The sequence below is a fragment of the Methanococcus mangrovi genome (genome assembly GCF_054506835.1).
On record NZ_CP197114.1, the window covers coordinates 1214098 to 1231927 of the forward strand.

General features: G+C 36.5%; 16 protein-coding genes. 12 read left to right on the plus strand and 4 right to left on the minus strand.

Translation table 11 applies throughout. The annotated features are described in order from the left end of the window. Positions 1 to 41: 41 nt before the first annotated feature. Positions 42 to 677 carry a CatB-related O-acetyltransferase gene (locus tag ACS5L2_RS06475; protein ID WP_459202625.1) on the plus strand — a complete coding sequence of 212 codons (636 nt, stop codon included), beginning with the start codon at positions 42 to 44 and terminating at the stop codon, positions 675 to 677. Between the two features lie 61 nt (positions 678 to 738). Continuing rightward, a complete protein-coding gene (locus ACS5L2_RS06480; protein WP_459201206.1) occupies positions 739 to 2304 on the plus strand; it encodes a M26 family metallopeptidase in 1566 nt (521 codons plus the stop codon). A 19-nt stretch (positions 2305 to 2323) separates the two neighbouring features. On the opposite strand, the gene ACS5L2_RS06485 is transcribed toward ACS5L2_RS06480, so the two are convergent. Genes ACS5L2_RS06485 through ACS5L2_RS06500 form a run of 4 tightly spaced genes read right to left on the minus strand, consistent with a single transcriptional unit; the run spans position 2324 to position 5527 of the window. Continuing rightward, the gene (locus ACS5L2_RS06485) at positions 2324 to 3259 is read right to left on the minus strand and encodes a TIGR00269 family protein (RefSeq protein WP_459201207.1); all 936 of its coding nucleotides are present in this window, start codon (positions 3257 to 3259) and stop codon (positions 2324 to 2326) included. A gap of 15 nt (positions 3260 to 3274) precedes the next feature. Next, positions 3275 to 3529 (minus strand): MoaD/ThiS family protein, encoded by a 255-nt coding sequence (locus tag ACS5L2_RS06490; protein WP_459201208.1) that lies wholly within the window; start codon positions 3527 to 3529, stop codon positions 3275 to 3277. 44 nt (positions 3530 to 3573) lie between these two features. Beyond that, on the minus strand, positions 3574 to 3972 hold the full coding sequence (locus tag ACS5L2_RS06495) for a 4Fe-4S binding protein (RefSeq protein ID WP_459201209.1): 399 nt from the start codon (positions 3970 to 3972) through the stop codon (positions 3574 to 3576). A 13-nt stretch (positions 3973 to 3985) separates the two neighbouring features. Then, complete coding sequence (locus tag ACS5L2_RS06500; RefSeq protein ID WP_459201210.1) at positions 3986 to 5527, minus strand: homocysteine biosynthesis protein; 1542 nt, start codon at positions 5525 to 5527, stop codon at positions 3986 to 3988. Positions 5528 to 5780: 253 nt separating this feature from the next. On the opposite strand from ACS5L2_RS06500, the gene ACS5L2_RS06505 reads away from it, so the two are divergent. From ACS5L2_RS06505 to ACS5L2_RS06550, 10 genes are all read left to right on the plus strand, one after another. Further along, complete coding sequence (locus ACS5L2_RS06505) at positions 5781 to 6017, plus strand: DNA-directed RNA polymerase subunit H (protein WP_459201211.1); 237 nt, start codon at positions 5781 to 5783, stop codon at positions 6015 to 6017. 84 nt (positions 6018 to 6101) lie between these two features. Further along, positions 6102 to 7601: a DNA-directed RNA polymerase subunit B'' gene (locus ACS5L2_RS06510; protein ID WP_459201212.1), complete on the plus strand. Its 1500-nt coding sequence runs from the start codon at positions 6102 to 6104 to the stop codon at positions 7599 to 7601. 43 nt (positions 7602 to 7644) lie between these two features. Beyond that, positions 7645 to 9480 (plus strand): DNA-directed RNA polymerase subunit B, encoded by a 1836-nt coding sequence (rpoB, locus tag ACS5L2_RS06515; protein WP_459201213.1) that lies wholly within the window; start codon positions 7645 to 7647, stop codon positions 9478 to 9480. Positions 9481 to 9530: 50 nt separating this feature from the next. After that, positions 9531 to 12200 carry a DNA-directed RNA polymerase subunit A' gene (gene rpoA1 / locus ACS5L2_RS06520; RefSeq protein WP_459201214.1) on the plus strand — a complete coding sequence of 890 codons (2670 nt, stop codon included), beginning with the start codon at positions 9531 to 9533 and terminating at the stop codon, positions 12198 to 12200. A gap of 44 nt (positions 12201 to 12244) precedes the next feature. Continuing rightward, positions 12245 to 13405: a DNA-directed RNA polymerase subunit A'' gene (gene rpoA2, locus ACS5L2_RS06525; protein ID WP_459201215.1), complete on the plus strand. Its 1161-nt coding sequence runs from the start codon at positions 12245 to 12247 to the stop codon at positions 13403 to 13405. A 195-nt stretch (positions 13406 to 13600) separates the two neighbouring features. After that, on the plus strand, positions 13601 to 13921 hold the full coding sequence (locus ACS5L2_RS06530; protein WP_459201216.1) for a 50S ribosomal protein L30e: 321 nt from the start codon (positions 13601 to 13603) through the stop codon (positions 13919 to 13921). A 16-nt stretch (positions 13922 to 13937) separates the two neighbouring features. Then, a complete protein-coding gene (locus ACS5L2_RS06535; RefSeq protein WP_459201217.1) occupies positions 13938 to 14459 on the plus strand; it encodes a NusA-like transcription termination signal-binding factor in 522 nt (173 codons plus the stop codon). A gap of 9 nt (positions 14460 to 14468) precedes the next feature. Next, a complete protein-coding gene (locus ACS5L2_RS06540; RefSeq protein WP_459201218.1) occupies positions 14469 to 14912 on the plus strand; it encodes a 30S ribosomal protein S12 in 444 nt (147 codons plus the stop codon). A gap of 33 nt (positions 14913 to 14945) precedes the next feature. Next, positions 14946 to 15512: a 30S ribosomal protein S7 gene (locus ACS5L2_RS06545; protein WP_459201219.1), complete on the plus strand. Its 567-nt coding sequence runs from the start codon at positions 14946 to 14948 to the stop codon at positions 15510 to 15512. A gap of 102 nt (positions 15513 to 15614) precedes the next feature. Then, on the plus strand, positions 15615 to 17798 hold the full coding sequence (locus ACS5L2_RS06550) for an elongation factor EF-2 (RefSeq protein ID WP_459201220.1): 2184 nt from the start codon (positions 15615 to 15617) through the stop codon (positions 17796 to 17798). The last annotated feature ends 32 nt before the right edge of the window (positions 17799 to 17830 follow it).

Here is a 17830-nt window from a genome sequence, read left to right on the forward strand (position 1 = left end):
TGAATTCGAATCCATTTGAAACTTACAGGGATATTAGGATAATGAACGAAAACCCGAAATACCCTGTAAAAGGGGACGGAATAGTTCGGGAAAAAATAGAAAGTGAAAACGTCGAAATTGGTGAATATACTTATTATTCGGGATATTACGAAGGAAAAGAGTTTAAAGAATGCATAATGTATCTTGACGAAATCGACAACGGAAAAGATGTCGACAAATTAATTATTGGTAAATTCTGCAGTATTGCATCAGGGGTTAAATTTGTAATGGGTGGAAATCAGGGCCACAGATACGACTGGATTTCTACATATCCATTAACTTTGATTTCCGATACTCCTGAAGATTTAAAATCCCAAAATGCGATAGGATATTTGAAAAAAGGAGATACAATAATTGAAAACGATGTATGGATTGGAGCAAATGTAACAATAATGCCTGGTGTTAAAATTGGCAATGGTGCAGTAATTGCAACAGGAAGCATCGTTACAAAAGAAGTTCTTCCTTATACAATAATTGGTGGAAATCCTGCAAAAATAATTAAAAAAAGATTTTCTGAAGAAAAAATTGAACTTCTTTTGAAAATAAAATGGTGGGACTGGCCAATTGAAAAAATTAAAGCAAATATCAAGATTTTAATGAGCGATGACTTTGAAAAATTAAAAAAGATTAAAAAATAGTTTTGAACGTTTTCAAAAAAATTATATACCCCCAACTAAAAGGGTAATTGGGAGGTGTATCATGAAAAATTTATCGGATATTTTACTATTAGCTATATTATTATTTGTTTTCACAATACCTGCGTCAGCAGTTGAATTTTCTGGGGGTTCCGGAACTTTGAATGACCCTTATTTAATTGAAACTCCGGAACAGTTGCAGTATATTGGTGAAGATCTTTCTGCAAGCTACAAATTAATACAGGATATTGATTTAAAAGGCTTGAAATGGCATTCACTAGCCAGTTGTTATGGTAAACCGTTTAAAGGCAATTTTGACGGAAATGGATATGTAATTAAAAATTTAGGAACCAGATTTTTTGATGAAATAGATTGTGGAACAATAAAAAATGTTGGATTGGAAAATGTATATGAATCTGGAGGTTTTGCAGAAGATATTGAAGGAGGTACTTTTGAAAATTGTTATGTGAACGGTGAGGTTACATATAAATATGCTAAGGGAGGTTTTGCAAACGAAATCGAAAAAGGAACGTTTGAAAACTGTTATGTAAACGGAAATATTAATGAATGTGGTTTTGCCGGATCGATTAATGATGGAACTTTTGAAAGCTGTTATGTGAACGGTGAGGTTACCGGTAGGTTGGATGCAGGTGGTTTTGCCGGATCGATTAATGATGGAACTTTTGAAAGCTGTTATGTAAATGGAAAAATTGATAGTGGAAATTCCGCAGGTTTTGCAAGATATATTTTTGGTGGAACGTTTGAAAACTGTCGTTTTGAAGGTACGGTTGATGGAACTTCTTCTGCAGGAGGTTTTGCCGGATTATTTGGCGGTTCAGCAAATAACTGTTACAGTAACGGAGAAGTTAGTGGGTCTAATTGTGTTGGAGGTTTTGCAGCTGAATTTGGCGGTTCAGCGGATAACTGTTACCACGAAGGAGATGTTATAGGAGTTAATTGTGTTGGGGGTTTTGCAGGTACCTCAAAAGGGTTAATTAACAATTCTTATGTTATTGGCGATGTTGATGGGGCAAATTATACTGGCGGGTTCATAGGACAGCCTTCAGATTCAGTTGCTGCAAACGCAAAATTTGAAAACTGTCGTTTTGAAGGAAATATTAAAGGTTCTGACAACACAGGTGGTTTCATTGGTGGTGGCGACGTAGATTCACGTAAAACTTTTAAAAATTGCTCAGTTATTGGCGATGTTACCGGAATTAATTATACGGGAGGTTTTGCTGGAAAAATAGGGGCATTGATTGAACATTGTTCATTTACCGGAAATGTTAAAGGCAATAACTACGTTGGAGGATTTATGGGCTCAAATTCCTACAGTGTAAATAGGTACTCGTTAAAAGGTCCTCAATTTACATTTTCTGGAACCGTTACTGATTGTTATGCATTATTGGATAACATAAATGGTAACAATTATGTTGGCGGTTTTGCGGGGGAAAACGGAGGTTCCATACAAAAAAGTTCTGTGGACTATTCCTCATTAAACGGAAATAAACATGTTGGAAACTTTGTTGGATATACCGATGGAGAAGGATCGGTTCAAGATTGTTCAAATATGAATGGTAACTCATTCTTTAGTGTACTAATTAATTTCATACAAAATTTGTTCTTTTGATTAACCATATTAAATATGGTTAAATCTTTTCAAATCTCGACTTTTCTAAAATTCCAAGATTTTTTAAATAACTGCAAACTTTACAAACTTCGGTTGCAGATAAATCTCCGCAGATTTTACATTCCCCTGTGTATCCAGGAAGTTCGATATGTTCAAGAAGTCTTTCGTATCCTCTTACTATCGAATATTTTGAACCAGGGTGGTTTTTTTCTAAAGTATCAGTAATATCAGAGACTTCTGATCGAAATGATAGGCAAGAATACGGGCATGGTGATTTATGATATTTTAATTCAAGCATATCTGCAAGTAAAAGTACTTCATCTTCAGGGATTTTTTCTAAAGGTTTAATTCTTTTAACAAATTTAGGATGCTTTAAACTTTTTCCCAAGAATGCCAATTTTTTAACATCGCCTTCAATGTAGTTCATCATTATTGCTTGTGCAACATCATCTAAATTGTGCCCAATTGCAAGGAAATCACATTTTTCTTCAATGGAAACCCGATTTAATATTTTTCTTCTAATTACTCCACAAAATGAACACGGATTCATTGTAAGATTTTTTTCTTTTGCGAGTTTTACAATTTCATCAAGATTCGTTCCAAGATAATTTTTAAAGTGAACAATTTTGTATTCAATACCGTATTCTTCGCAGAATTTTACAGCTGCATCGATTCCATCTGTTCTGTATCCTTCGATTCCTTCGTTAACGATTACTGCAATGAGTTTTGAATTTGGAATCTGTTTATAAAATTCATTTAAAATGTAAGCCATTACAAGGCTATCTTTTCCACCGCTAAGACCCATTGCAACTTTAATATTATTTTTAAGAACATCCCTTCCAAGGGTTTTTCTAACTTTTCTTTTAGTTTCTTTTATAAAACATTCCCTGCAGTAATCATTTCCGGAGTGTTTCTGGTGGTATATTGAAGGGCCACCACATTTTCTACATTTCATAATAATCACGTAAATTTATCCACCTGAAACTGGAGGGTATATCCCAATTTCACTGTTTTTATCAATTACATCGTTTGAAGAAACAATTTCAAAGTTTTTCGAAAGAATTATTTTTCCATTTTCAAAATCTTCTTTTAAATTTAAATTATAATCTTTTTCTAAAATTTCAACTAATTCTAAAACAGTTACTTGATTTAGGTCTATTGATATTTTTAAACCTTCTCCAAAATCTTCCCTGCATTTTGCAAAGAATTTTATTGTTAAATCCATTAACTCACCTTGAAAAACAGTAAAAATTAAATTTAATTGAAATATTAAATTTCGAATATTTTAATTGCATTTACAGGGCACACTTTTGCACAGTTTTTACAGCCGATACATTCTTCTTCATCGAGTAATATTTTAAATTCTGCATCAACGGAAAGTGCACCAACAGGACAGTGAACAACACATGCACCGCAGTCTATGCATTTTTCATCGTCTTTTTGAATAATTTTTGGTATATCTTCTGCTTCACCAAATTTCCTCAAAATTTCAAGTGCTTTTTCTATCTGGCCTTCTTCACCAGTTAGTTCAAGAATTAAAAATCCTTCTCTTGGTTCCATTTTTGCTTTTAAAATATTAACCATTACGCCAGTTCCTAAAACTACGTTTGAAACTACCGGTTCTCTTACGTTGCTTCCAGATATCCAGTAAAATACTCTTTTTTTCACTTAAATCACCAGATTAAATTTTATGAAGTCCTGTTCTCCCGATAAGTTTTGAGATATCTTCAGCTGAAACCACTCCAAGAACCCTGTTGTTTGAATCTACAACTGGAAGTCCGGAAATATTATTTCTGCTCATTTTTCTTGCTGCCATATCGATAGTCTCATCTGGTGTTGCAGATACTATATATGTGGTCATTATTTCGGAAATCGAATGTTTATCCTGAGCCATTGCCTTTGCAATATCCCATGATGTAATTATTCCTGTAAGTTTTCCATTTTCATCCACAATTGGCAGATGGTTTATATTCTTTTCAATTAAAACTCTTGAAGCTTGTGTAATTGAAGTATTTAAACTTCCTACAACTGCAGGCCTGCTCAATATATCCTTTACAAGTTTCATTTTTGCTTTCATTGGTTTTGGAGCTGCACTTTTTAAAGGTTCTAATCTTTCAGTTAACATAAATTCGCTATTTGAAATCCAGTTTTTAAGTTCTTTTGAAATTTCTCTTGAAACCTTGTAGCTTGAAACTGAAGCGGTTTTCATGCATTTATCGACTTTTTTGCCTTCAATTTCAACTTCAATCGTTACTTTTCCAGACCTTGCTTGTTTGTAATTAGTAACGCCTAATTCAGGCTTATCTCTTCTTGGAATTCCATAATCTAAAATTGGAACTGCAATTTCTTCATCTTTTATTGCACATGTTTTTGCAATTTCTGCATTCAGTACTGGAATAGGGATTCCAATTCCCATGTAAAGCGTGCTTCCGTATTTTGGAATTGTTGCTCCTCGCAAGTACTTTGTACTCATTTCTTTTAAGTCCCCTTGAACCATCAAAGTTCCAAATCCACCATTTGGACTGTGCTGGGTTCCTGCACCGGTAATGTAACCTTGTGCTCCGCCTAAAAATATTCTTGTACCCATTCCTATAGTGTTGTAAGTTTTTGTTTCCTTGTTAAAATCATTTTGTAGTGGATTTAATTGACCTGCACCAGAATAATTTAAGTTTCCAAATTCTGGAAGCAGTGCGCCCATGTAAGTATATATTTTTTCCTCAGTGCTGTTTGTAGCTGCGTTGTATGACTGGTAGCAGTTTCTTGGATTTACTAAAATTGCCTGGTTTAAGTCATCTATGGTTATTGTTGTTGCTACCTTTTTTCTAGGATAACAGTCAGTAGTATATCCTTCAGCAACGAGTTCTATCTCTTTTCCTGCTACAAGGTCTTCAAGAACGTGAGAACCGCCGTATGAAATATCAATATCATCATCATTATTTGTTTGAGCAGCCCCCAAATATGCATCAACTGCTGCAAGTCCAGAATATGCCTCTACACCATTCAAATACGTCTTGTACATTTTTATCGGTGGATCAGAGTGTCCAAAATTTAAAAATGCTCCGCTTGAACACATTGCTCCAAATGTCCCTGTCGTAACCACATCTATTTCAACTGCCGCTTTTTCTGCACCCAGTTCGTCGACTATATCGATCATCTCTTCTGCAGTAACCACAACTGCATCGCCATTTCGTATCTTCTCGTTAATTTCGTGAACGGTTTTCAAAATATCAACCTTAATTTTATATATTTAAAGCAGTGAATGTATAATATCTGGACAATAATCCATCGGGTTAGTTCTACAGTATATATACCCCATAATATATAACTATATCACTATCGGACTAACTTGAAATAATTTAGAAATGTATTTAAGGATAGAAAATAATATATATGAGTTACCACTATTTTTCATGATATTAATATTATACGCATAAATTTATTTTTTATAACTATTTTAAACAAATGGAGGCCAAATTGTGAAAGTATCGTCACATGAAATGGTTCCGACACATGAGATTATTCCAAGAGAAGAAATACCCCTTTTACTCGAAAAATACAGTATAAAAATACAGCAATTACCTAAATTGCTCGATACCGATCCCCTTGTGCTCGAAGTTGAAGCGACACCTGGAGACGTTTTAAAAATAACAAGAAAAAGTCCTACTGCAGGCGAAACTACCTATTACAGATTAGTAATAGCGACTTCACTCTAAATTGCTGGTCAATACCTGCTAAATATTTTTTAAAATTTAAAATAAATCAAGTATTCCTTTATCTAAAATCTATGGGGTAAAATCATGGAGTCCCGTGTCGTTGTTGATGCATTTTTTAAAGAAAACAGTTTAGTAAAACACCACATCGATTCCTACGATGATTTTGTGAAGAATAAAATTCAACGAATCATTGATGAGGTAACTGGTGTTGAAACAGAAATTAAAGGAGGATACAAGGTATCCTTTGGAAAAGTAAGAGTTACAAAACCAATAAACAAAGAAGCTGACGGTTCTGTAAAACCTATAACGCCCATGGAAGCAAGAATTAGAAATCTTGCATACTCTGCACCGCTTTACCTTGAAATGATACCGACAGTTGGTGAAGGTGAAGAAGAAAAAGTGTTATCCCCTGTTGAAGTTTACATTGGAGAACTTCCAGTAATGCTTGGTTCAGAAATCTGCCACTTGTGCGGAAAAAACGAAGAAGAATTGATAAAATACGGCGAAGATACAAAAGATCCTTTAGGTTATTTCATTGTTAATGGTTCAGAAAAAGCTGTTGTTGCTCAGGAAGACCTTATACCTAACAGAATCATATGTGAAAAAGTAGAAAAAAACAGCAAAATCGTAGATATTGCAAAAGTATTTTCAACCAGACACGGATTTAGGGCACTTTGTACTGTTGAAAGAAATCCTGATGGATTATTAAATGTTTCATTCCCTGGAATGCCAAGTACTATTCCTTTAGTTATATTAATGAGGGCACTTGGTGCAGAATCAGATAAAGAGATTATAGAATTAATTTCAGACGAACCAACAGTTGTCATGCAGTTAATTGCAAACTTACAGGAAGCAAGAGAAGAACACGCGATAAACACGACTGAAGATGCACTCGAACATATCGGAAAAAGAGTAGCTCCAGGACAGCCTAAAGAGTACAAGTTAAAAAGAGCAGAAACAATTCTTTGCAACTATTTATTGCCACACATGGGCGTAGAATCTGAGAAATTAGGTGCTAAATGTAAATATCTTGGAAGAATGGCTAAAAACTCAATCGAACTCTACTTAGGATTAAGGGTTGAAGATGATAAGGACCACTATTCAAATAAAAGATTAAAATTAGCTGGAGACTTGATGGAAGATTTATTCAGACATTCATTCAACCAGTTAATTAAAGATATTAAATACCAGCTCGAAAGACAGGCAATTAGAAACAAAGAACCTTCAATTCAAGCTGCAGTTAGAAGCGATGTTTTAACTGAAAGAATGAGACATGCGATGGCTACCGGAAACTGGGTAGGTGGAAGAACAGGGGTATCTCAACTTCTCGATAGAACTAGTTACCTTGCAACAGTATCCCAATTAAGAAGAGTTGTATCCCCACTTTCAAGATCACAACCTCACTTCGAAGCGAGAGACTTGCACGCAACCCAATGGGGTAAAATATGTCCATCCGAAACACCAGAAGGTCCAAACTGTGGTCTGGTAAAAAACCTTGCTGTAATGTGCAAAGTAACTACTGAAGAAAGCGACGATAACGTAATCGAATTATTAAAAGAACTCGGGCTCACAAAGGAAAACTAAATTTAATATTGATCGAATTTAGTCAATTAAGAAGGTGGATACCTTGGAAAAGCAGACAAATGTATATGTTAACGGGAAATTGATCGATACCACAAAAGACCCTGAAACACTTGTTAAAAACTTAAGGGAAAACAGGAGAAGTGGAAAATTATCACCAAACACTTCAATTTCTTTCAATGAAGAGAGCAACGATGTGCACATTTCAACCGATGGTGGAAGGGCTGTAAGACCATTAGTTGTAGTTGAAAACGGTGCTTCAAAATTAACACAAGAATTACTTGAAAAAGTAGATGCTCAAGAATTAACGTTTCATGAATTAGTAAATTCGGGTGTTATTGAATACTTAGATGCTGAAGAAGAAGAAAACGCAAGAATTGCGATGTATGAAGATGAAATAACTGGGGAAAATACCCACGTTGAAATTGACCCTCTCGTTATTTTAGGTATCGGTGCAGGTGTTGCGCCATATCCAGAACACAATTCAGCTCCAAGGATTACGATGGCTGCTGCGATGAGTAAACAGTCACTTGGAATTCCTATGGCAAACATAAAATGGAGAATGGATACAAGAGGACACTTACTCCACTACCCGCAAGTTCCACTTGTAAGAACAAAACACCAGGAAATCTTAGGATTTGACAAAAGACCTGCTGGACAGAACTTCGTTGTAGCAGTTATGAGTTACGAAGGCTACAACATGGAGGATGCGTTCATTATCAACAAAGCATCCCTTGAAAGAGGTCTTGGTAGAAGTACATTCTTTAGAAGCTACGAAAGCTTTGAAAAAAGATATCCTGGAGGACAGCTCGATAAATTCGAAGTTCCTGAAAAAGGAGTTAGAGGCTACAGAGCTGAAGAAGCTTACAGAAATTTAGGCGATGATGGTTTAATCGACCTTGAATCTGAAGTAAAATCTGGAGATGTAATTTTAGGAAAAACGTCACCTCCAAGATTTTTAGAAGAACAGGAAATTACCCTTCAAACAAAATCACAGAGAAGAGATACTTCAGTTACGATTCGACACGGCGAAGAAGGAATCGTTGACCTCGTAATTTTGAGTGAAACAAAAGAAGGAAACAGACTTGGAAAAGTTAGAGTTAGAGATTTAAGAATCCCTGAGTTTGGTGACAAATTTGCATCCAGACACGGTCAAAAAGGGGTTATTGGACTTATTGTTCCACAAGAAGACTTACCCTATACTGAAGATGGAGTAATTCCTGATTTAATCATTAACCCGCACGCGATTCCCTCAAGGATGACTATTGGACAGGTTCTTGAAATGATCGGTGGTAAAGTTGGTTCATTAGAATGCAGAAGAATCGACGGAACGATTTTCAGCGGCGAAAGCGAATGGAAATTAAGAGAAAGCCTTGAAAAACACGGCTTCAAACACCACGCAAAAGAAGCGATGTATGATGGAAAATCCGGTAGAAAATTAGAGTGTGACATTTTCGTTGGAGTTGCATACTACCAGAAATTACACCACTTGGTTGCTGGAAAAATCCATGCAAGAAGTAGAGGACCAATCCAAGTTCTTACAAGACAGCCTACAGAAGGTAGGGCAAGAGAAGGAGGTCTTAGATTCGGGGAAATGGAAAGAGATGTTCTTGTAGCTCACGGTGCTGCAATGCTTCTTAAAGAAAGACTTCTCGATGAATCAGACCCTCACGAAGACTACGTCTGTGCAAAATGTGGTGAAATTGCAATCTTCGATTACAAGAGAGGCATGAAATTCTGTCCAGTTTGTGGTGAATCAGAAGACATTCAGGATAACAGAAAAATCCCACCTGTAAAAATCGCTTATGCATTCAAATTATTGTTGGATGAGCTTAAGAGTATGGGAATCGATCCAAAATTAGAATTAAAAGACAGAGCATAACTTAAATTATTTTATTTTTATTAAAAAGGTCTAAAACCACGGTGAAACATATGGATAGATTTGATGTTCCAAAGGAAATCGGAGATATTACATTTGGATTGCTCTCCCCTGAACAGATAAGAACCATGTCAGTTGCAAAAATCGTTACCGCAGACACCTACGATGACGACGGATACCCAATTGATGGTGGATTGATGGATACCAGACTCGGTGTTATTGACCCGGGATTAGTATGTAAAAGCTGCAGTGGAAGAGTAGGAACTTGTCCTGGACACTTCGGACATATTGAACTTTCAAAACCTGTAATCCACATTGGATTTGCAAAAGATATTTACAAAATCTTAAAAGCAGTGTGCCCGCACTGTGGAAAAGTTACAATTACAGAACTAAAAAGGGATGAATACTTAGAAAAAATGGCCAAACTCGAAGAGGATGGTGGAGACCCTTGGACACTCTGTGATGATTTATTAAAAGAAGCTGCAAAAGGTAGCGTCTGTCCTTCATGTGGTGAAGTAAAAGCAGATGTAAAATACGATAAACCTACTGCATACCACCAGTTAGACGGAAAAGCTCAAAAACAGTTAACCTCATCAGAAGTCAGGGAAATTTTGGAAAAAATCCCTAATGAAGACTGTAAACTTCTTGGAATTAATGCAAAAGTTGCAAGACCGGAATACATGGTTTTAACAGTTTTACCAGTTCCTCCAGTAACCGTTAGACCTTCAATCACACTTGAAAGTGGAGAAAGAAGTGAAGATGACTTAACGCACAAATTAGTTGATATTATCAGAATTAACCAGAGGTTGGAGGAAAATATCAACGGTGGAGCTCCAAACTTGATTATTGAAGATTTATGGGACTTATTACAGTACCACATAAATACGTACTTCGATAACGAAGCACCGGGAATTCCTCCAGCAAGACACAGAAGTGGAAGACCACTTAGAACACTTGCTCAAAGGTTAAAAGGTAAAGAAGGAAGGTTCAGACACAACTTAGCAGGTAAAAGGGTAAACTTCTCTGCAAGGACTGTTATCTCACCTGACCCAAGACTCAGTATTAACGAAGTTGGTATTCCAAAATTAATCGCAAAAGAATTAACTGTTCCTGAAAAAGTTACCCCATACAACATTGAAAGAGTAAGGGAACTATTAAGAAACGGAGCTGACATCCACCCGGGTGTAAACTACGTTATTAAGAAAGTTAAAACTAAAGACGGAAAAGAAGAAGAATATAAAATAAAAATTACAGATGCCAACAAAGAAATGTGGGTAGAGAATATAACCGACGGAATGGTTATTGAAAGACACCTTTCAGACGGAGACATCGTTTTGTACAACAGGCAGCCTTCATTACACAGAATGTCAATCATGGCACACAAAGTAAAAGTTCTCCCATACAGAACTTTCAGACACAACTTGTGTGTATGTCCACCTTACAACGCGGACTTTGATGGTGACGAAATGAACGTTCACGTCCCACAATCCGAAGAATCAAGAGCTGAAGCTGAAACATTAATGCTCGTTGAAAAACACATTGTTTCCCCAAGATTTGGTGGTCCAATCATCGGTGCAATTCACGACTTTATTTCAGGAGCATATATCCTTACAAGTTCATTATTTACAAAAGACGAAGCTTTAACATTATTAAAAAGCTCTGGATTAAATGTTGAACTTGGAGAACCAGATGTTGTTGAAAATAACATCGAATATTACAGCGGAAAATCATTATTCAGTAAAACCCTCCCAGAAGGATTGAGTTTACAGTACAGAGCAAAAATCTGTAAAAAATGTGACAACTGTACCAAAGAAGAATGTGAACACGATGCTTACGTTGTAATTAGAAACGGAAAACTTTTACATGGAGTAATCGATAAAAACGGATTTGGTTCAGAAGCTGGAATCATATTAAACACCCTCGTAAAAGACTTCGGTTCAGAAGATGCAAGAGTATTCCTCGATTCTGCAACAAAAATGTCGATAAAAGCAATGGTTTTGAAAGGATTTACAACAGGTATTGACGATGAAGATATTCCTGCTGAAGCAATTCAAGAAATTCAGGATTTGTTAAACAAAGCTGAACAGGACGTTGAAGATATCGTTGAAAAATACGAAAACGGAACTTTAGAATCCCTCCCGGGAAGGGGTGTTGAAGAATCCAGAGAAGCATACATCATGCAGATTTTGGGTAAAGCAAGGGACCAGGCGGGTAACGTTGCTGAAAAATATTTAAGTAAAGAAAACCATGCTGCGCTGATGGCAAGAACCGGTGCAAGAGGTTCACTCCTTAACATTACGATGATGGCTGCAAGTGTTGGTCAGCAATCAGTTAGGGGTGGTAGGGTCTTTAGAGGTTACAGAGAAAGAACCCTTCCGCACTTTGGAAAAGGAAGTTTAGATGCAAAATCACACGGATTCGTTAGAAGCTGTTACAAAAAAGGATTGGCACCAACAGAATACTTCTTCCACGCGATGGGTGGTAGAGAAGGTCTTGTGGACCAGGCAGTCAGAACTGCACAATCTGGTTACATGCAGAGGAGACTCGTAAACGCTTTACAGGATATTAGAGCAGAATACGATGGAACCGTAAGAGATTCAAGAGGACTCGTTGTTCAGTTTGAATACGGGGAAGACTTGGTAGACCCTGCAAAAGCAGACCACGGAAAAGGTGTAGATTTAGATAAAATATTCACAAAAGTTAATTCAAAATATGAAAATTAATTATTTTCAATTTCTTAAATTAAAACTATTTCTAGGTGAAACACATGCAAATGGCTGATTTAGAAAAGAAATTGGAAAATTCTGTCCTGCCACCATTGTTAAAAAGAGAACTTTCAGAAAAAATCTTAAAGGAAGAAATAAGTGAAGAATACCTCGTTGATGAAATCATAAGCGAAACTATAAGAGCTTACGAAAGAACTCTTGTAGAACCTGGAGAAGCAGTTGGTGTTGTTGCAGCACAATCAATTGGTGAACCAGGTACGCAGATGACAATGAGAACGTTCCACTATGCAGGGGTAGCGGAGTTGAACGTTACCCTTGGTCTTCCAAGAATGATTGAAATTGTAGATGCGAGAAAAGAGCCATCTACTCCAACAATGACGATTTACTTAAATGATGACTTTAAAGGCGACAGAGAAAAAGCAGCAATGGTCGCAAAAAACATTGAAAGTACAGATGTTGAATCCGTTTCAGAAGACATTAGCGTAGATTTGATAAACGAATGTATCACAATCGTATTAAACACGCACCAGCTTGAAAGCAGAGGATTAACTGTTTCTGATGTAATCGAAGCAATAAAATCCAAAATGAAACTTAAAATTGAAGACCATGAAAATGTTCTCAATTTAAAAATCAAAACCCCTTCATTGAAAGCATTAAGAAAAAGACTTCCAAAAGTTAGAGCAATCCACTTGAAAGGCGTGCAAAACATCAAAAGGGTTATCATTAGAAAAGAAGTTGATGAATACATCCTTTACAGTGAAGGTTCAAACATCAAAGAAGTCTTTGATATTGAAGGTGTGGATACAACAAAAACCACGACAAACAACATTGTTGAAATTCAAGATGTTTTAGGTATCGAAGCTGCAAGAAATGCAATCATATACGAAATGGATGCAACCCTTGGAAACCAAGGTCTTACAGTAGATAAAAGACACTTGATGATGGTGGCAGACCTTATGTGTACTGATGGAGTTGTAAAACCAATCGGTAGACACGGTATTGGTGGTGAAAAAGCATCAGTTCTTGCAAGAGCCGCATTCGAAGAAACTGTAAAACACCTCTACTCTGCATCCATGAGAGGATATGTTGATGACCTCGGTGGAGTTGTTGAAAACATTATCGTTGGAAAACCAATCGCAATGGGTACAGGCTGTATCGACGTATGTATCGACAAGACTTACGAAGAAGGAAAAGAATTATAATTTAATACTTTTTTAATTATTTTTAAGATAATCGTTTTTATACTGTTTATAATACCCGCTTAGAATCTTTAATTATAATTATAGAGTTCTTAAGGGATGCAAAGGTATAAAAATAACATGTAACTATTAAATAGTTCGTATATTCATAGGGACATTAATTTCCAAATTGCATAGGAAAACCCTCTGGAGAACATAATGAGAAGGAGGTCTATTATGGACATAAACAGAGCTATAAGAGTAGCAGTGGACACTGGAAAAGTAGCCTTAGGTACAAAACAGGCTATCAAGAACATAAAACACGGCGAAGGCCAGTTAGTTATTATTGCAGACAACTGCGCTAAAGACGTTAAAGAAGACATTTTTTACTACACACAACTTTCAGAAACCCCGGTTTACACACACCAGGCAACTTCAATCGAACTTGGAGCTATCTGTGGAAAACCATTCCCTGTTTCCGCATTGTTGGTTTTAGAACCTGGTAACTCGGCTATTTTAAACGTTAACAATGAAGAATAACCGTGGGTGATGGTTGATGAGAATTAAACTTAATACAGAAGATATCATGAGAATCAGTCTCTTCGAAAAGATGACTGGTGCCAACGTGATTGATAGCACTTCTGATGACGAAAAAATTGTTTTCGTTGTTAAGGAAGGCGACATTGGAGCTGCAATTGGAAAAGGCGGCGAAAATGTAAAAAATGCAACTGAAAAATTCGGTAAAAAAATAGACTTAATCGAATACTCAGAAGATGTAAAACAGTTCATTAAAAACATCTTTGCTCCAATCGAATTAGAAGATGTATGGACTAAAAAATTTAGTGACGATTTAGTAGTCTACGTTAGAGTTCACCCAAGATTAAGGAGAGCTGTTATCGGGGACAAAGGAAAAAACATTGATAGAGCAGTTGACATTGCAGGAAGACTTGCAGGTGTTAAAAATATCAAAGTCGTTGCTGGTTTAAGAAAAGATAACGATAAAAAACCAAAACAGGAAGAAATACCTGAAAAAGCAGCAGAATCATCTAAAAATGTTGAAGCTGAAGAAAACCAATAAGGTGATTTTATGGCAGGAAGTAAATCTCCAAAAGGAGAATTCGCAGGAAGAAAATTACTTTTAAAAAGAAGAGCAAGCAGATGGCACCACTACAAATACGTGAACAAAGAATTAGGCTTAAAATTAAAAGCTGACCCATTAGAAGGTGCTCCAATGGGAAGAGGAATTGTTGTTGAGAAAGTAGGTCTCGAAGCAAAACAGCCAAACTCTGCTATCAGAAAATGTGTTAGAGTTCAGTTAATCAAAAACGGTAGACAAGTTACAGCATTTGCACCTGGAAACCACGCTATCAATTTCATTGATGAACACGACGAAGTTGTTATCGAAGGTATCGGTGGTCCATCAGGACAGGCTAAAGGGGATATCCCTGGAGTTAGGTACAAAGTGGTAATGGTTGGTAAAAACTCAATCAGAGAGCTTGTCAGAGGAAGACAGGAAAAAGTTAAAAGATAAATTAAGATCTAAAAAAGAAAAAAGGGTGAAAAATTGGAAATTAAATTATTTGGTAAATGGGACAGCGAAACTGTCACAGTTAAAGACCCAAGTTTAAAATCTTACATCAGTGTAGCTCCAGTTTTAGTTCCGCACACTGCAGGAAGAAACTCAAAGAAAAGTTTTGATAAATCAAAAATGAACATCGTAGAAAGATTAGCTAACAAATTAATGGCTAACCAACACAACACCGGTAAAAAACACGAAACTTTGGCAATTGTTGAAGAAGCTTTAACAATCATCGAAAACAGGACAAAAGAAAACCCTGTTCAAGTTTTAGTTGATGCTTTAGAAAACTCAGGACCAAGAGAAGAAACAACAAGAATCTCTTACGGGGGAATCGCATTCTTACAGTCCGTTGACGTTTCACCATCAAGAAGATTAGACACCGCTTTCAGAAACCTTGCTCTTGGTGCTTCACAAAGCGCACACAAAAACAAAAAAACCGTTGCTCAATGCTTAGCAGATGAAATAATCTTTGCTTCAAAAGCTGACATGCAAAAAAGCTTTGCTGTTAGGAAAAAAGAAGAAAAAGAAAGAGTTGCACAATCTGCAAGATAAACCTAAATACTTTTTATATTTCTTTATACATAACTCAATATCATAAAATGATAACAAGAGTTCTTATATTATGAACTGCTCAAAAAATAAAAGAGTGAGAATATGGGAAGAAGAGCAAAAATGGTTGAAAAGGTCAAAAACTTAATGGAAAAGCACGACCAAATCAGAAATATGGGTATTTGTGCTCACATTGACCACGGTAAAACCACCTTATCAGACAACTTGCTTGCAGGAGCAGGTATGATCTCAAAAGAATTAGCTGGAGACCAGCTTGCACTCGACTTCGATGAAGAAGAAGCTGCAAGAGGTATTACCATCTACGCTGCAAACGTTTCAATGGTACACGAATACAACGGAAAAGAATATTTAATCAACTTAATCGATACTCCAGGTCACGTTGACTTCGGTGGTGACGTTACAAGAGCAATGAGAGCAATTGATGGTGCTGTTGTTGTATGTTGTGCAGTTGAAGGTGTTATGCCACAAACTGAAACTGTTTTAAGACAGGCATTAAAAGAAAAAGTTAAACCTGTTTTATTCATTAACAAAGTTGACAGATTGATCAATGAATTGAAATTAACCCCTGAAGAATTACAGGGAAGATTCATGAAAATCATTGCAGAAGTCAACAAGTTAATTGAAAAAATGGCTCCTGAAGAATTCAAAAAAGAATGGTTATGTGATGTTGTAACTGGAAAAGTTGCTTTTGGTTCAGCATACAACAACTGGGCTATTTCAGTTCCATACATGCAAAAATCAGGAATTTCATTCAAAGACATTATTGACTACTGTGAACAAGAAAAACAAGGAGAATTAGCTGACAGGGCACCTCTCCACGAAGTTATTCTCGACATGGCGATCACCCACTTACCAAACCCACTCCAAGCTCAAAAGTACAGAATTCCAAACATCTGGAAAGGAGATGCTGAATCAGCTATCGGTAAATCAATGGTTGCTTGTGACCCTAACGGACCACTTGCAGGTGTTGTAACAAAAATTATCGTTGATAAACACGCTGGTGCAATTTCCGCATGCAGATTGTTTTCAGGAAGAATCAAACAAGGAGACGAACTTTACCTCGTTGGTTCCAAACAAAAAGCAAGAGCTCAGCAAGTTTCAATTTTCATGGGTGCTGAAAGAGTTCAGGTACCAAGCATTTCCGCTGGTAACATCTGTGCTTTAACAGGATTAAGAGAAGCTACTGCTGGTGAAACAGTATGCAGCCCTTCAGAAATCTTAGAACCTGGATTTGAATCATTAACTCACACCTCTGAACCAGTTATCACTGTTGCAATCGAAGCTAAAAACACTAAAGATTTACCAAAATTAATTGAAATCTTAAGACAGATTGCAAGAGAAGACAACACGGTAAGAGTAGAAATCAACGAAGAAACCGGTGAACACTTAATCAGCGGTATGGGTGAGCTCCACATCGAAGTTATCACAAACACCAAAATCGGAAGAGACGGTGGAATTGAAGTAGATGTCGGTGAACCAATCGTTGTTTACAGAGAAACAATTATGGGTACATCCCCAGAAATTGAAGGAAAATCACCAAACAAACACAACAAACTCTACATGATTGCAGAACCTATGGATGAATCAGTTTATGCTGCATACGTAGAAGGCAAAATCCACGATGAAGACTACAAAAAGAAAACCACTGCTGATGGTGAATCAAGGTTAGTTGAAGCGGGTCTTGACAAAGAACAAGCTAAAAAAGTAATGTCAATTTACAACGGAAACATGATTGTAAACATGACAAGAGGTATCGTGCAACTCGATGAAGCTAGAGAATTAATTATCGAAGGTTTCAAAGAAGGTGTAAGAAACGGTCCACTCGCAGCTGAAAAAGTTCAGGGCGTAAAAATTAGATTAGTAGATGCAACTTTCCACGAAGATGCAATCCACAGAGGTCCTGCTCAAATTATCCCTGCTGTAAGATTTGGTGTAAGGGATGCAATTGCCCAAGCAAAACCAGTTCTCCTCGAACCTATGCAGAGTGTTTACATCAACACCCCACAAGACTACATGGGAGACGGTATGAAGGAAATCAACAACAGAAGAGGACAGATTTTGGACATGGAACAAGAAGGGGACATGTCAATTATCAAATCTTCAGTGCCTGTTGCTGAAATGTTTGGATTCGCTGGTGCAATTAGAGGAGCTACCCAAGGTAGATGTTTATGGAGTGTTGAGTTCTCAGGATTTGAAAAAGTACCTGGAGAGCTCCAACCTAAAGTTGTTAAACAGATTAGAGACAGAAAAGGGTTAAAATCTGAATAAAAGGGTACCATAAAATATATATACCCTTTTTC

Excerpts from the sequence above, each read along its gene's own strand:
- ACS5L2_RS06485 (WP_459201207.1), bottom strand. The coding sequence starts at position 3,259 with ATGAAATGTAGAAAATGTGGTGGCCCTTCAATATACCACCAGAAACAC.
- ACS5L2_RS06475 (WP_459202625.1), top strand. The coding sequence starts at position 42 with ATGAACGAAAACCCGAAATACCCTGTAAAAGGGGACGGAATAGTTCGG.
- ACS5L2_RS06540 (WP_459201218.1), top strand. The coding sequence starts at position 14,469 with ATGGCAGGAAGTAAATCTCCAAAAGGAGAATTCGCAGGAAGAAAATTA.
- ACS5L2_RS06490 (WP_459201208.1), bottom strand. The coding sequence starts at position 3,529 with ATGGATTTAACAATAAAATTCTTTGCAAAATGCAGGGAAGATTTTGGA.
- ACS5L2_RS06510 (WP_459201212.1), top strand. The coding sequence starts at position 6,102 with ATGGAGTCCCGTGTCGTTGTTGATGCATTTTTTAAAGAAAACAGTTTA.
- rpoA1 (WP_459201214.1), top strand. The coding sequence starts at position 9,531 with ATGGATAGATTTGATGTTCCAAAGGAAATCGGAGATATTACATTTGGA.
- ACS5L2_RS06530 (WP_459201216.1), top strand. The coding sequence starts at position 13,601 with ATGAGAAGGAGGTCTATTATGGACATAAACAGAGCTATAAGAGTAGCA.
- ACS5L2_RS06535 (WP_459201217.1), top strand. The coding sequence starts at position 13,938 with ATGAGAATTAAACTTAATACAGAAGATATCATGAGAATCAGTCTCTTC.
- ACS5L2_RS06480 (WP_459201206.1), top strand. The coding sequence starts at position 739 with ATGAAAAATTTATCGGATATTTTACTATTAGCTATATTATTATTTGTT.
- ACS5L2_RS06550 (WP_459201220.1), top strand. The coding sequence starts at position 15,615 with ATGGGAAGAAGAGCAAAAATGGTTGAAAAGGTCAAAAACTTAATGGAA.
- rpoA2 (WP_459201215.1), top strand. The coding sequence starts at position 12,245 with ATGCAAATGGCTGATTTAGAAAAGAAATTGGAAAATTCTGTCCTGCCA.